The sequence below is a fragment of the Microcoleus sp. CAWBG27 genome, assembly GCF_020883145.1.
In the GTDB taxonomy this organism is placed as follows: domain Bacteria; phylum Cyanobacteriota; class Cyanobacteriia; order Cyanobacteriales; family Microcoleaceae; genus Microcoleus.
In genome coordinates, this window is the sequence record NZ_JAHREU010000008.1 from 62908 (window position 1) to 77428 (window position 14521).

General features: G+C 43.8%; 14 protein-coding genes. 9 read left to right on the forward strand and 5 right to left on the reverse strand.

Translation table 11 applies throughout. The annotated features are described in order from the left end of the window. Positions 1 to 140: 140 nt before the first annotated feature. From ldpA to QZ938_RS07040, 3 genes are all read right to left on the reverse strand, one after another. Positions 141 to 1316: a circadian clock protein LdpA gene (gene ldpA / locus QZ938_RS07030; protein ID WP_366863171.1), complete on the reverse strand. Its 1176-nt coding sequence runs from the start codon at positions 1314 to 1316 to the stop codon at positions 141 to 143. Positions 1317 to 2318: 1002 nt separating this feature from the next. Beyond that, positions 2319 to 3650 carry a four-carbon acid sugar kinase family protein gene (locus QZ938_RS07035; RefSeq protein ID WP_293156640.1) on the reverse strand — a complete coding sequence of 444 codons (1332 nt, stop codon included), beginning with the start codon at positions 3648 to 3650 and terminating at the stop codon, positions 2319 to 2321. A 633-nt stretch (positions 3651 to 4283) separates the two neighbouring features. After that, on the reverse strand, positions 4284 to 4550 hold the full coding sequence (locus QZ938_RS07040) for a hypothetical protein (RefSeq protein WP_293348228.1): 267 nt from the start codon (positions 4548 to 4550) through the stop codon (positions 4284 to 4286). 15 nt (positions 4551 to 4565) lie between these two features. Here QZ938_RS07040 and QZ938_RS07045 point away from each other — a divergent pair, with 15 nt between their 5' ends. The 8 genes from QZ938_RS07045 (at position 4566) to QZ938_RS07080 (ending at position 11604) form a co-directional block, all read left to right on the forward strand. After that, entirely contained in the window at positions 4566 to 5078 is a 513-nt protein-coding gene (locus tag QZ938_RS07045) for a hypothetical protein (protein WP_293348225.1), read from the forward strand. 55 nt (positions 5079 to 5133) lie between these two features. Then, the gene (locus tag QZ938_RS07050) at positions 5134 to 6654 is read left to right on the forward strand and encodes a calcium-binding protein (protein WP_293348222.1); all 1521 of its coding nucleotides are present in this window, start codon (positions 5134 to 5136) and stop codon (positions 6652 to 6654) included. Between the two features lie 270 nt (positions 6655 to 6924). After that, positions 6925 to 7491, forward strand: coding sequence for a hypothetical protein (locus QZ938_RS07055; protein WP_293348219.1), 567 nt, complete (start codon positions 6925 to 6927; stop codon positions 7489 to 7491). A 7-nt stretch (positions 7492 to 7498) separates the two neighbouring features. After that, positions 7499 to 8296: a hypothetical protein gene (locus QZ938_RS07060; protein ID WP_293156658.1), complete on the forward strand. Its 798-nt coding sequence runs from the start codon at positions 7499 to 7501 to the stop codon at positions 8294 to 8296. Positions 8297 to 8312: 16 nt separating this feature from the next. Continuing rightward, positions 8313 to 8957 (forward strand): hypothetical protein, encoded by a 645-nt coding sequence (locus tag QZ938_RS07065; RefSeq protein WP_293156661.1) that lies wholly within the window; start codon positions 8313 to 8315, stop codon positions 8955 to 8957. Between the two features lie 196 nt (positions 8958 to 9153). Then, positions 9154 to 9777, forward strand: coding sequence for a hypothetical protein (locus QZ938_RS07070; protein WP_293156664.1), 624 nt, complete (start codon positions 9154 to 9156; stop codon positions 9775 to 9777). A gap of 62 nt (positions 9778 to 9839) precedes the next feature. After that, a complete protein-coding gene (locus tag QZ938_RS07075; protein WP_293348216.1) occupies positions 9840 to 10850 on the forward strand; it encodes a hypothetical protein in 1011 nt (336 codons plus the stop codon). Positions 10851 to 10857: 7 nt separating this feature from the next. Further along, positions 10858 to 11604, forward strand: coding sequence for a PPC domain-containing protein (locus tag QZ938_RS07080; protein WP_293348213.1), 747 nt, complete (start codon positions 10858 to 10860; stop codon positions 11602 to 11604). Between the two features lie 59 nt (positions 11605 to 11663). Here QZ938_RS07080 and QZ938_RS07085 read toward each other — a convergent pair whose 3' ends face one another. Together QZ938_RS07085 and QZ938_RS07090 are read right to left on the reverse strand one after the other, a co-directional pair. Beyond that, positions 11664 to 12263, reverse strand: coding sequence for a hypothetical protein (locus QZ938_RS07085; protein ID WP_293348210.1), 600 nt, complete (start codon positions 12261 to 12263; stop codon positions 11664 to 11666). 169 nt (positions 12264 to 12432) lie between these two features. Further along, positions 12433 to 13101: a hypothetical protein gene (locus QZ938_RS07090; protein WP_293156676.1), complete on the reverse strand. Its 669-nt coding sequence runs from the start codon at positions 13099 to 13101 to the stop codon at positions 12433 to 12435. A 96-nt stretch (positions 13102 to 13197) separates the two neighbouring features. Between QZ938_RS07090 and QZ938_RS07095 the strand changes: the two genes are divergently transcribed. Continuing rightward, a complete protein-coding gene (locus QZ938_RS07095) occupies positions 13198 to 14367 on the forward strand; it encodes an IscS subfamily cysteine desulfurase (protein ID WP_293348207.1) in 1170 nt (389 codons plus the stop codon). The last annotated feature ends 154 nt before the right edge of the window (positions 14368 to 14521 follow it).

Below are 14521 nucleotides of genomic sequence, written 5' to 3' on the forward strand. Positions count from 1 at the left end.
CAGGGTGCAAGTGCGATCGCGATTTCGCAAACAACAGTTATTCGCTATCAGTTGTCAGTTTTTTTGATTAACAACTAACAACTAAGAGAGGGCGGGCACGGGGGCACCGCCCCTACCAACTACCAACTACCAACTAACAACTAATAACTTTTGATCTGAGAAACTAGAGAACGAGCTAAACTCACCGCCTCCGAGAGAAGTTCTGGGACGGCTTCGAGCTGAGTCAACCGAGGTGTTTGAACTTCGGCTGCGCCGCAAGGGACTGCTACCGGAACGGCACAAGCTCGATCGGTTTGCATTGTTTCTAATTGTTCTAAAATTGGCGATAGCAAAACCCTGGCATAGCTGCCGTAAGCTACACCTGCAATGTATTGGACAGGAGGAACCGACAAATTTTTTCCGCCATCCAAAAGCAGTCCGCAGGCTCTGAGCTTGCTGACAGTGCGATCGTTAGTGCCGCCTGCAAGTTGCACGTATCCGGGTAAGCCGGCCGCCAAAACTTTTTGACCTAGTTTGACCGCGGCTCTAGTAGTTCCGATTCCAATATCTCCACTCATCGGCCTACCATCGGTTTGCCAAATTAGAGGACAAGGAAGGGGGGAAATTATTTGATAGAGTGTCCGCAAATAATCAATCAAACCGTCTCCATCGGGGCAACTAATTGCGATTAACTTGAGTCGATCGACCCAGGGAGCTATGCTCGACCAAAGTCGCGCAAAATCTGCCTCTCTGCCTACTTGCGTGTGAATTTCTAGGGCGTCCGCACCGGATTGTAAGATTAAAGGTGCGATCGCCGCCGGAGCAGACACGTAAGAACGAGTGTAAATCAGTTGGCTCGGACAAATAGGCAGACAGCGACCGCAGCCATAGCACTGCTTGTCTATCACCCCGGAAAAACCACCGCCGCTAGCACCCTGAAAAACTATTGCTTCGGCTGGACATATTTTTTCGCACGGCCGCCAGCAGTCCGCCGGACAATCGGCTGGGTTGAATTCGGCTTTGCGAAAATGCGGGTCTTCCCCATCGTTTAAACTCACCATCAGCAAGGGCAACCCTGTGCCGCCAAACCTGCGGTTTTGAGTTTTTGCCTGTAATTCGCTGGCAACTTGTAGGGCTTCTTTCGCTGCTGCGACGGCGGCGGGATCTGCCGCGACATCAATACAGTCAGCACCTGCTAAGGTGTAAGCCAATGTGAGATTCCGAACCGCCGGCAGGTGTTGAAAGCTCGCCCCACATATCAGCTTGAACCAATGACCATCTTTTAATGAGTTTAGTGGATGATAATGTTCTGGCACCGCTTCTAAAAACCTACGCATATCTGGGCATAAATCCGTAAATACGGGCAAGTTCAACTCTACGGTTTAAGTTCGCTCGATTAGAAGCGTATTTCTACTTGGTTCCCTTGCCTCGTGACTCAAGTTCCTTGACCACTAATCCCCAGTTAGAGATACTGAAACGAATTTCAGTACGAGACTATTGAGTATTCAATTTTTTGATGATTAGTTAGTGTCAAGTGTTTGTTTGGTTTTCATGCCAACTAAGCTTTAACAACCCGCACTAATCAAGCGTACTCTTATTATGGCATGAATATCTGGGCATTGCTCCACATATTTGCACAGATCGGCCGATATATTACCGACCAGCACCCAACCCTTATATGCTAATCCTTTCAGCTAAAAATTACTATATGAAAATTTTTACTTGATTTTAAAATTTCGGTTGATAAAAGCTGGAAACGCTACTGATAGCAGTAGCTATGGCGCTGTTGGCTCTATATGTAGAGGGCTACCTGATTTTTTTTTCTAAATTTGATTTTTTCCAGAGGCGTTGCCGAGGGGGAATTTGTCGGGCTGGCGATCGCTTTTATTTAATAGTAGACCTTCAAACATAGCATATTAGACCGGTTTTAGCAACGATACAATCAGCCAGAGATTTTTTGGAGATTATTTAACTGGTTCCCAGGCACAGCGAAAGGAGCCTATCTCATATTATGTCCCGTCGATTACCATAACAAAAACGGTTCGTAGTGCGGACTTCAGTCCGCGGCATAAGAGCGGACTTCAGTCCGCACTACGAACAAAAACGGTTCGTAGTGCGGACTTCAGTCCGCGGCATAAGAGCGGACTTCAGTCCGCACTACGAACCTTACTTATTGCCGTCAACAGAATTGACTAGGCTCTTCCTCCGGATATGTGTTACCAGGCACAGCCTAGTAACGAGCAGACAAGGAAATATTTCAACTGTTTTAGGCTTAGGTTGATATCAATGTGTCCTCCATGAATAGAACTCAATTCATCTTCGTTAAGCCAGCGATTCAACTAGCTAGAATGCTTGCTAAGTCGCTTGTAAGCCGTAGCCAAAGCATTACTGTCACCGACATTTCCAGGAAACAAAACGACTGGCAAATCGGGAAATAGAGGATGATCTGGCTCAGTTTTTACAACAGAACAACCTGGAATAATTTGACCGATTTGCCTGATACTTTTCAGCGACAAACCTGTACTCAACACATCATTAGAAGTAATCCCGCCCTTGCTAATTAAAAAACCGATGTCAGCAGGTAGTCCCCGCACGACATCCATCAACAAAGCAGAAACAGCAGCACCAAATTTTAACCGGACTTCGGCATTTTCAAATTCTAGTTCTTGGCGGCTGGTATAAATTACAGGCGTTTTGCCATCTGCATGAGAAGTGCGAACTTTTTCCAGAATTTCATTGAGGAGTTGAGCGCGAGACTCTGGCGAATCTTCTACTAACTGAGATACATCTATTTCAATGCTAGCTGTATTGGGTTCTTCTAACAAGCGTTCCAATTGATCGGTCGTTTTCTTGACGTGGGAACCAACTATTACTGCACCAGGTTTGCCGTCTTTCACGTATTCTGCCATTTCGTCGGCTGCTACCGGCTGGTTGCCGAGGTCAGCTAAGGATGTTAAAATACTCGCCGCGCTGCGGAATAAAAACTTTTTGCCTTGACTGGCTGCATCGAGAATGTGTTTGGCAAATGTGTTTAAATCGCCTTGGCTTTCGCCGTCAACAACTGCACATTGGTTGTCTGTCATCTCCATCAATCTATCTAAACTCCCGTAGCGGATGTCGGCGAGTAAAATGCGATCGACAGTATCACTATGAATTCGACCTTGGGTTTTTTCTTCTACGTAGTCTGGCAGGTAACTGTGATGGTAGCCGAAGACTGAATCTTTGGCAAATTCGGTTTCGTGCACGGGGGTTTCGACACTGTTAACCATCAGGTAATGCACGCTGTTGCGGGTAATTCTGCCTCCTTCAAAAAAGGCGGGAATTAGAAAATGAGCGTCGAAGGGGCCGAGCTCTTCGGCGATTACATCGGTTTCGATCGGATAGTGACCGCGCAGGGTAGAATCGGAACGGCTAACGATTAGGAAGTCTTCGATTTCTTCGATCGCGATCGCCCTTTTGAGATTTTGGCACACTTCGCGGGTGACGGACGCTGCTGTTTCGGGAGTCAGCGATCGAGTATTTGTCAGTATAAAAAAAATCGGGGACTTGTCCCGCAGTCCCAAACGCAGGGTTTCTTCGTCCCAACGTGTCAGCAGCAAGCAACTGTGCACGGTTTGAGAACCCGTGGGATCGTCATCGAGAACTATAATCTTTGGTTTGGTAGAAGACATACTGACCTGGTTGTTAACGTCACCTTTCTAACATATCCTGACGCCGTTAGATCCAATCAAAAAATTTACAATTCGGGAAATTTACAATTCTGGTTGTATTTCTTAACAATTCTCTTGACACTCCCCGGCGTGAATGCACGGGGATTCTGAAGATATTGCGATCTTAATATCCTTTTGGATTGCAATATTTGCAGCATTTCTTGTGCTGTTAAGTCACTAATATTGTTTTGCGACATACAGCACTCAAGTCAAGCTGATTAAAATATTCCGATGTGAATAAACTATCATTTTATGCTCCGCTTACTCGATCGAGAACTGTTCCAACATTCTTCTTCGATCGAAATTACGCAAAAACTCGATGTTTGGTACGCAGTGCGATCCTCTTCGAGGGCTGCGCTAACAACCTATTTACGTAATCCAAACGGTTGGCGATCGTCCAAACCTCCGGGAACCCGGCGCGCGTTCCCTTGCCACACATACCCCGATGCAGCGATCGCTTTTCCCCAAAAAGCAAACGTGGGGACTTTAGGGCTTAGGCTTGGAGTGATGCTCTATTGTTGAGTTTGTTAAGAAATACTAAAAAATCATGCAGTAATGCAGTAACAGTGGAATAATAGTTCATCAAATAAATTGTTATCCAAACACAAAAGCTTTATTGTTTGCACTCTCAAAATTAAAGGCGATCGCGAAAATATGTCGCAGCGCTGATTTTTTGGTTTGGCTGCAAGGTGAAAAGTTTAGAGCAAGTATTTGTGGCGATCGCTCGAGTGCGATCTCGTGGTAATGTTCGGGTGTTTTCTGCTGAAAATTCTCATCGATTTGTTTCGATGTAGTTAGGATGCTTCGATCGGGTGCAGTGCATAAAGCATTTTCTACTAATTCCTTCAACTCCAAATTCATGTAATTCGGTATGCAATGAAATATTTGATATTGGGATTAATCATCGTCCCTTTTTTTCCCATGAAAGCGATGGCACAACCCGTCACCTATCCCGCTGCGGATTCGGTGCAGATTGCAGCTAACAGAGCACCTGAAAAAGCGATCGATGAGCTAACAGACTTTATTTTCTACAATCTGCATCCACAATTGAATCGTCGCAAAATCCGCTCCGATGAAACGCAGTATATCAAGGAATGGGCGGCTATCAAAAAAGTGGTGAGCAACGATAACTTGGTTTACCAGGATGCCTGCGGTAGAAACTCGACGAATTACGAGTGGTTGCTTTCTAAGTATGACGGTGAGGGCGGGGGGAGACAGGGAAGAACTATCTCTTTATCCAGTCCCGTGCTCGATAAAGTAGCAGATGCCGTATTCTACACCCGCCATCCCGAATTGGGCTACCGCAGAATACAACCCTCAGAAACGCGACTGGTGTCGGAGTGGTCGAAAATCCGGCAGGGGGTAAGTTCCTTGCATCCTTGTTACTGAAGCTGCATCTATTACCTACCAATTCAACTATTTATTTTAGGAGAAAGAAAGAAAAATGGCTACATTTGAAGTTGGCAATCTGACAAATACCCGCACTTTTAACGACTTTGTAGGCAATGCGGAACCCAATGATTTATACCGCTTTAAGCTTACCGATGTTGGTGACTTTCGTTTGTCGTTGAGCGGTCTGAGTCAAAGTGCTTATGCAGAACTCTACCTAGATTCTGATAATAACGGTCTAACGGATTCCAATGAGTATATTGCCGATAGTTTTGGTAGCAGCGGTTCTACTGCCTCAATTACTCGCAGCTTGGGTGCAGGTACTTACTTTGTTAAAGTCAGAAACTCAGGTGGCTCTGATACTCGATATACTCTGAACCTGTCTAACACTCCCACTGGGATAGGAGATCCAGCCGGTAACACTTCTCGAAATGCTCTTAACATAGGTATCCTTAGCGGTACTCGCACTTTTAATGACTTCGTAGGTAGAGCTGACCCAGCAGATTACTACCGCTTCAATCTTAATAGCGTTGCTGACTTTAATCTCACTTTAAATGGTTTAACTCAAGGTGCTTACGCAGAACTGTATCTAGACAAAAATAACGACGGTCTAGTGGATTCCAGTGAGTATATTACCGATAAGTTTGGTAGCAGCGGTTCCACTGCTTCAATTACTCGCAGTTTAGGTGAAGGCACTTACTTTGTTAAAGTCAGAAACTCAGGTGGTTCTGATACCAAATACACCCTTGCCCTATCTAATCCTACCTCCAACCCAACACCCAGTCCAACACCCAGTCCAACACCCAGTCCAACACCCAGTCCAACACCCACTGCCAGAATTATTACCGACGTTAACTTGTTGGACACTTTTAACAGTATATCTGTAGCAGCATCTAGAGGTGTAACTAACAACCAGTTCCGCTCATTAACGGCTCAAAATGATACGGTTAATTTGCCAGAAAACAGCCCTTCTCAATTTCCTGGTGGCGTACTTGCTCTCGGAGGAAATGATACCGTGCTGGGTTCATCTGGCAATGATGCAGTCAACGGAAACACTGGCGCAGATAGTTTGAGAGGTGCTGGTGGTAACGACTTGCTACGTGGTGGCAAAGATGAAGATCGGATTTTTGGAGACGACGGAAATGACATTCTTAGCGGTGGCCGAGACAACGATACGCTTGAAGGTGGCTTAGGTAATGACTTTTTGCGAGGTGGCCGAGACAATGACTTGTTAATTGGCGGTGACGGTAACGATATTTTGATTGGTGATATTGGTTCGGATACTCTTACTGGCGGTGGTGGATCGGATACATTTGTTTTGATCGTTTCTTCTGAAGCCGGACAGCGCAACTTTAATTTGGCAGATCGAATTACTGATTTTGGTCAGGGAGATCGAATTGCGATCGCAGGTAACATTTCCCTAACTGAACTGCGCTTTGTTGCCTCTGGCAGCAACACATTAATTCAGTTAGCTAACGGCGATATTTTAGCTAATGTTCTTAATAGTTCGTCTGGAGCTATCCAGACCGCTACTTTCACTGTATCTCTGACAGATTCAGCCTTGAACTTAGGCTAGTAAACCAGCCGGATTCATTTGGGCGGGGCTGCTGTATAAAATCCATAAGCCCTGCCATTTTAATCATTAACCGAATGATATTTTTAGATGCAGTCTCACCCAACTTAGGAATTATCTGTAAAGCTTTGTAACAATCGATCGGCATTTTGCATAAAAGTAGCGGGTTGAGGCTGACAGATAGATAGAGGGCTTTGGGTGTTGCGGCAGTTGCGGTGCGGTAAGGTGCTTGGGTGCGGAACAAGGCATTTTAGTAAACAGAGAGGAAAAAGTGTGAAAGGGCGATCGATTTTGAGCTTGATGGTTGGGTTGGCAATGTTGGGTACTGCTTCGGTATCAGTTTTGGCACAAGGGCGAGTTTCCTTGACAAACCAACAGATATTGGAGGGGCGATCGCAAATAATTGCTCAACAGCAAAAATCTCAACTTATTACTTGGAGGGAATTTGTAGAAAGGGGTGGCAGGCGTTTTGTCAATTACGATTACGACCTACCTGCCGAGTTTAGGAATGGCTATGTTTACATCAATCCAGGGGGCGATAATACTACAGCTTATATCCTCAAACAAGGTTTATCTAGCTACCCACCGATAAAAAGTGGAATAGGAGAAATTGATGCTGCTGCGGCAGATAGGTATGTAAATTCTGGCAAAGCAATTAGATTTTATTGGGGAGGCGGTGCAGGTACTTATCAAACTTATGGAAAAGATACTGAAGTTAGATTTTTAGATGGACCAGGCACAGGATGCTTAAGGCTTAGTTGTTTGGTAGCCCCTTTTATGACTAAGCAGCAAATCCGTCGTATTCTGCATTCGGAAAGAGAAATAAAACAAAAAAATTGAGGTAAATATGAAAGTGCGATCGATTTTTAGCTTGATAACGAGTTTGGCAATTTTAGGTGCTGCTTCCTGTTTCTTAGAAGGAGTAGCCAAAGCTGAAACCCAGACAGCCGAATCTGGGAATGTGAGAGCAGAAGTTTCCTTGGGGCGAAGAAGCGGGCTTTGCTCGCAAAACCCGCGATTGAGATTGGTCCGCAAAGGTCAAACAGTTTTCAATGAAGATATACCGAAAAAAGAAGTTGGTTACTGTTGGTTGTTAGATATTCAAGTTCGGGATTTAGATAAAGATAACGAGCCAGAGATTATATTAGATGTATTTTCTGGTGGCGCTCACTGCTGCACCTCATCTTTGATTTACCGCTACGACGCTCGAACTCAAAAATACACGGCGATCGCCCATCGTTGGGGAAACGGCGAACGCTACAGCATTGAAGATATAAATAGAGACGGCTATGTAGAATTTGTTTTTAGGGACGATCGCTTTGCTTATAAGTTTGCGTCTTATGGGGGTTCGTATTATCCATTGCAAATCTGGCAATACAGCCAGGGGAAAATGACAAATGTAACCCACCGCTACCCTCAAGCAGTTAAAAACCATGCCGCTCAACTATGGCAAAAATACATAACAACCAAACCTCAATCTGAGGTAGGAAGAGCGATATTAGCAGCATATTTGGCTGATAAATATTCCTTGGGGGAAGGTGAGGATGGGTGGCGGCGGGTGCAGGAAGTTTATAAAGAGAGCGATCGCAGTCAATTTTTTACTCAACTGCGAAAGTTTCTGGGAGAGACTGGTTACATTCGTTAAAAAAGGAGCAAGATCGATGCGAAAGTTAAACAGTTCAACTAAATTTCTTACCTTACTAATCGGCACAATTGTCATTTTTGCGGTTTTTGTAACATCAGTCAACGCTCAAATACAACTAACAGAGCGATCGAAACTAGCGCTTAATGGTATCAGTCCGATTCGAGTTGGCATGACAGTTGATGAAGCATCGCGGGCTGCGGGAGTTAGATTCGTGAAAACCCAAAGTGGTGGTCGTACTGAAGAGTTTTGTTCTTATTTTGAGCCGCAAGGGGGCCCAAAAGGAATTAGCTTTATGGTGACAAAGAGCCGCATTGCCAGAATTGATATTAACAACAACCTGCGGTTTACTACAATCAAAGGTGCAAAAATTGGGGATACTGAAGACAGGATTTTCTCGCTATATCCGGGGCAAATTAAAGCAACACCTCATCCTTATGTAAGTCGCCCGCCTTACAATGGGAAATATTTAACTTTTGTACCGAAAGATGCCGCTGACAAAAACTACCGCATAATTTTTGAGACCAGCAAAAATCGCGTAGATAGCTTTCGTTCCGGTCAACTTCCTGAAGTTGAGTATATCAATACTTCGGATAGTTTTAGATTTAGTCGAGCCTCCGAAACCATTGCTGGCTATATGCTGGACTATTTTTCAAAGGTTTAAGTTCAGCGCTAAGTTTCAGAAAATACGTAAAAAATGGCAGGGCTTCCCCCGTAAGGCTTACAGGGCTGTTAAAAAACTGCCCGAAGTATTGGTATATAGAAGGCTGTTTTTAATCCCACAAGTCATTTTCTTTGCCAAACAGACGGTAAGTTTATACTGCTAACAATCAAACAACAAGAAAATGAGGATGATTTTTATGAAAGGGCGCTCGTCACTCATCATTACAATTAGTTTAGGCATTTTAGCTGCTACATCGTTACCCATTATTGCTCAATCTGTCCGATTCCCAACAGATGCAGAACTGCAAGAATTAATCGAGAAATTCCGCCGTTTTGCTGCTTCCCCACCCGGCGGCGGTCGTGGATTGTATAGCACAGATCGGCGCGATCGCGTTCAGATTCAGCAATTAACATCCTTTGTAAAAGCTTGGTCGCAAATCGACACAGCAGCCGCACCTTTCCTCGGTCAATGGACGGCATTAGAAGAAACAAAAAGTATTTATCCATCAAATGTCAAAGGTCGCGTTTGCATTATTGACGGTTTTATTCCTAGTGAAAATAACATAGGATTTAGGTTCGGTATAGGAACTGTATCTAAGGGTAGAATCAAAACTGATAGCTACCTACTCATTAATGAAGGAAACTACCTGGGAGGTGTCTTTGTTTACAACAATGAACCTGGTATCTATGAATACGCTTGGCCAAAACCCCTGACAAATCCTTCTGAATTGATGCGGAACGTTCCCCCAGCTAAGAGAAACCAGTTGCTTCAACAGTTTAAAGAAGCTGGTTGTACAGCTTCTTTGCCCAAAAGACAGTAAAATTATAGCGATCGAATAATTCAAACAGAGAGAGTATTTATGAAAACGATGCAGCAAAACTTATGAAAAACAAATCGCTATTGAGTTTAATAGTAAGTTTGGTAATTGTCGGAATCGGAGTATTTGCACCAATATCTGCAATTGCCGAACCCGATCCTGTATTCAAACCCATTATTGGCGAGATTAGAAACAAACTTCCCAGCAACTTAGTCTTTCGGCTGCCCAGTCGCTTACCTGGATCTATTACGAATAAAATATCTCCCCAATTAACATTTGATGTCAACAGCGAACGCGCTTATCTTGCCCTCGAAGACAAGGACTGTCCTCCACGCTTTAGTAGAGGAGGAAGAGGTACAAGGGGATATAATCTAGTTTGCTTGCGTTTCTCAGTTGCCTCAAGCACCCTTGCATCGAAATATTATCAAGATGATAGACAGCGGGGTTCGGCAGCAGATGCTATTGAACTATCTAGAAACCAAAATGGCTACCATTTTCAAGGTGCAGATTGGAATACAGTATCGTGGGTTCAAGATAATAATTATTTCAAAATATATTCTGGCTCTGTTCGTCGTAATGAATTAATTGAGATTGCTCGTTCGATGGTAGCTAAGTCTCAGGTGATAAATGGGCGATCGCAAAATGTTGCTCAACAACCCAAGTCTGAGCTTATAACTTGGAAAGAATTTGTAGAACAAGGTGGGGGACGTGAAATCCGTACTGATTACGACTTACCTGAAGAATTTAGGAATGGTTTCGTTTACTTTAATTATAAACTTAGTGCTATTCAAGCCTATATTTTTAAGAGCGGTTTATCTAGCTACCCACCTCTGGATGGTGGAATAGAGTCAATTGACCCTGCTTTAGGAGAGAAGTATGTAAAATCTGGCAAAGCAATTAAGTTTTACTGGAATTTAGGGAACTCTGGTTTAAAATATGCCAATGACACTCAAGTTAGATTCTCAGAGAAAGGAACTGGTCGTTTTGGAAGTACCTATTTAACAGCTCCTTTTATGACTAACGAAGAAATCAGCCGCATTCTACGTTCAGGAAGATCGATTCCACAAAAAAATTGAGGTAAATATGAAAATGCGATCGCCCACAATCATCACCATCATCACAGCAATCCTAGCTGCTGCAAGCATTCCAGCAGTTTTCGCCCAGCGACAGCCATCAGCCAACGAAATCTATATCGATAAAGATTGCCGCCGAAACCAGCAACTACAATTTGACAAATTCACTGTATTCAATCAAAATGACTTTACAGCTAATGGTAAAAAATATTGGTTTTACGCAGGACGCTATCAAGATGGAGCAGTTCTTTTCTGTATTTCAGAACCCAATTTTAACCAACCAAAAGTTTTAAATGCAGAAAAAATACAAAGACAATTTATTGATAAAATAGCCACAGATCCCAACAACAAAACAGCCTTTATCATCGCAGTCAGAGAAGGAAATGGCCCTGGTGCAACAGCGACTAATTATGGCTTAGATTTAAGCAATCCCGATCGCCCAAAACTCACATCCCTTTCCATCCTCCAGCAGCGAGAAACCTTAAAAGAAGGCGAATCCCGCGAACACACCTTCCAAGGACGTGCAGGTCAATCTATTACGATAGAACTCGGCAGCAGAGGATTAGACCACAACATAACATTGTTCGACACCAACGGTAAGAGGATTGCCGGAAAAACAAACAACTTTCAGCGTCCCCCAGAGTCTACACTCACCGTGAAATTGCCCAATGACGGGACTTATAAAATAGTTGTTAAAGGAGGCGATCGCACCAGCAAAGGTACTTACACATTAAGCGTTAATTCTAATCAGTTGTAACTAAACTTAAACCAACCGCTAAGCCAACTCAAAAACAGGTGTTTCAATATAACTAAATGTTAATTTGTAAATACACGATCGGCACTTGCTTTGAGTCTACGATCGCCTGCTTTAATTGCAGAGTTCGAGATCGCTAATGCTGCATAAGGTTGTCTTTTTTTAGATGTAACCTTATATAAAATACCATTCGATTTCCATTGCACTGTAGACCAACAGGCTGTACCACCACACCAGGTAGTAACTAAAGCCTGGGAACTATCAGACAGCTTTACCTGAATGTACTTAGGAGTATAAGCAGGGTTTGAATCAGCGGGAAGTCTCTGAAATTCCTTTCCTTTTTGGGCGCTGATTGAAAAGCGAAAAGCCGCATTTCCAACATCTCCAGGTATATTGTTAAAAGTGACATCGTAGTCAGCATCTGAAGATGCGCTAGATACAAAAGCATAAATAGTTTCGTTGTTATCAAATTTATATTTTTCGACAGTATCTTCAGATGGCAATAAAATAGGGATATTCGTTTTTTGGGCAATTTGTGAAGCGATGGATTGGATGGAAAAAGTGGAAGAGATTGCCCCTTCGATCCCCACAACTACCACACTCGCAGCTAAAACTGTCAGACTAAAAGAGTAACCAATCCAAGAAGTAGCTTTAAACATCATCAACTCCGCCCCACGGTACACCAATAATGACGGACTAAACTTTAACCTTCCAATAACTCGATCTATCAGTTGGTAGCTATAGCAATCCTAAATTATTAAAGGGATAAGTAGACCAATATAGTAAACATAGCACACCAAGATACCCAATTTTTTTTTAAGAAGTTGTTATCTAAAAGCGATCGCGTTTTACGTTGCTCGCAAAATCTCGATTTTGCAACTCTTTCATTTCTGATTGAACTCTTAAGGCTAATTGCAAAGCTTCGTTTAGCAATCGCCCCTGCTGGCTCGATCGATCGCTAATTTGCAGGGCATTCAAAGTTCTTAAATTATTGGCAAACAGTTCTGAGTTAGTATCGACAAATTTTTTGTTTTCCCTGAGAATCCTCTCGGTTTTCAAAGCTCGAACCAAATCCTCTCTGATGAGCTGCAAGGCTTTAATAACTTTTGCGCGATCGCCTATTTTGACGTTCGGGTTGCCAGCATCTTCGATCCGGTCATTAATTTCGATCGCTTTGATTATACCATTGTAGCGATCGACATCATCAAAAAGATGAATTAAATCTTGGTTCCGGCTGCACCAAATTTTCCAGGCATCTTCCAGGATCAAACCGGCGATCGCACCCAAGTGCAGGGCCAACCACAACAAATAAACCCTAGGAAATATCAATACCAGCAGCCAACAGCTAATTAGAACCAAAACAATTAAACCGACTGTTTTTAAAGCTTCGCGGGCAAACTTAGTCGCAGTCGCAGGCCGGTATACGCGATCGGGCCCCGCGCCGCTGAGGTGCTTGATCTCACCGACAGTAATTTCTAATCCCTGAATGTCAGGTCGCATAAATCTTCACAAATATTTGTTAAATATAAAGTTTTCTTGTAGAACAAAGGGCTCGTCTACAATAAACCTAACACCTTTTTTAACCAAAACCAAACTATGTCCGCACGTCCTATCTACCTCGACAACCACGCCACAACCCCTGTAGACAAACGAGTAGTTGATGCGATGCTGCCCTATTTTACCGAACAATTCGGCAACGCAGCCAGCATCAACCACGTCTACGGCTGGGAAGCAGAAGCAGCGGTAAAACAGTCACGACAAATCATAGCAGAAGCGATCAATGCCTCTCCTGAAGAAATTGTTTTTACTAGCGGTGCAACGGAAGCAAATAATTTAGCGATTAAAGGCGTCGCTGAAGCCTATTTCAGTAAAGGAAAGCACATTATCACAGTACAAACTGAACATAATGCCATTCTTGATCCCTGTAAATATTTGGAAAAATTGGGGTTTAGCATTACGGTTTTACCTGTGAAAAGCGACGGACTAATTGATATTGGAGATTTGATTAAAGCGATTAAGGCCGAGACAATTTTAGTTTCTGTGATGACGGCTAATAACGAAATTGGTGTGATTCAGCCGATCGCCGAAATTGCTGCGATTTGTCGCGGGAATGACATTTTGTTTCACACGGATGCGGCCCAGGCGATCGGCAAAATTCCCCTCGACGTAGAGGAAATGAACATCGATCTGATGTCTTTGACGGCGCACAAAATCTACGGGCCAAAAGGCATTGGCGCCCTCTACGTCCGCCGCAACAAGCCGAGAGTGCAGCTAGCCCTACAAATGCACGGAGGAGGCCACGAACGGGGAATGCGATCGGGTACTCTCTACCCACCGCAAATAGTAGGATTTGCTAAAGCTGTGGAATTGGCGATTGCTGAAATGGAGGCGGAAACAGCACGAGTTGTGAATTTGCGCCAGCGTTTGTGGGAAAATTTGAATGAATTGGGCGATGTTTATATCAACGGTCACGCGACGAAGAGATTGCCGGGGAATCTTAATATTAGTGTAGGGGGCGTTGACGGTCAAGCGCTGCTGTTGGGTTTGCAACCGGCGGCGGCAGTTTCTTCTGGTTCTGCTTGTACTTCGGCGAAAATATCTCCTTCTCATGTTTTAGCAGCGATCGGGCGATCGGACAAGTTAGCTTATGCTTCAATTCGGTTCGGGATTGGTAGGTTCAATACTGCTGCTGAAATAGATGCAGTGTCTCAACACGCGATCGCAACTATTCAATCTCTCCGCCAAGCTCAAAAAGTCATGAGTTAGAAAGAGTATTCGGCGGTTGAAACCGTGTCTACATAAACGAATTCCGCCTCCGCGGACTAAGAGATTAAGGGGATTTTTAACCCAGGTTTGGTATTAAAACTTTCCGATTTCTTCAGTCCGCGCAGGCGGACTTTGTTTGTGTAGTAGCGATTTC

Excerpts from the sequence above, each read along its gene's own strand:
- ldpA (WP_366863171.1), bottom strand. The coding sequence starts at position 1,316 with ATGCGTAGGTTTTTAGAAGCGGTGCCAGAACATTATCATCCACTAAAC.
- QZ938_RS07045 (WP_293348225.1), top strand. The coding sequence starts at position 4,566 with ATGAAATATTTGATATTGGGATTAATCATCGTCCCTTTTTTTCCCATG.
- QZ938_RS07070 (WP_293156664.1), top strand. The coding sequence starts at position 9,154 with ATGAAAGGGCGCTCGTCACTCATCATTACAATTAGTTTAGGCATTTTA.
- QZ938_RS07075 (WP_293348216.1), top strand. The coding sequence starts at position 9,840 with ATGAAAAACAAATCGCTATTGAGTTTAATAGTAAGTTTGGTAATTGTC.
- QZ938_RS07090 (WP_293156676.1), bottom strand. The coding sequence starts at position 13,101 with ATGCGACCTGACATTCAGGGATTAGAAATTACTGTCGGTGAGATCAAG.
- QZ938_RS07080 (WP_293348213.1), top strand. The coding sequence starts at position 10,858 with ATGAAAATGCGATCGCCCACAATCATCACCATCATCACAGCAATCCTA.
- QZ938_RS07035 (WP_293156640.1), bottom strand. The coding sequence starts at position 3,650 with ATGTCTTCTACCAAACCAAAGATTATAGTTCTCGATGACGATCCCACG.
- QZ938_RS07050 (WP_293348222.1), top strand. The coding sequence starts at position 5,134 with ATGGCTACATTTGAAGTTGGCAATCTGACAAATACCCGCACTTTTAAC.
- QZ938_RS07085 (WP_293348210.1), bottom strand. The coding sequence starts at position 12,263 with ATGATGTTTAAAGCTACTTCTTGGATTGGTTACTCTTTTAGTCTGACA.
- QZ938_RS07065 (WP_293156661.1), top strand. The coding sequence starts at position 8,313 with ATGCGAAAGTTAAACAGTTCAACTAAATTTCTTACCTTACTAATCGGC.
- QZ938_RS07040 (WP_293348228.1), bottom strand. The coding sequence starts at position 4,550 with ATGAATTTGGAGTTGAAGGAATTAGTAGAAAATGCTTTATGCACTGCA.
- QZ938_RS07060 (WP_293156658.1), top strand. The coding sequence starts at position 7,499 with ATGAAAGTGCGATCGATTTTTAGCTTGATAACGAGTTTGGCAATTTTA.
- QZ938_RS07095 (WP_293348207.1), top strand. The coding sequence starts at position 13,198 with ATGTCCGCACGTCCTATCTACCTCGACAACCACGCCACAACCCCTGTA.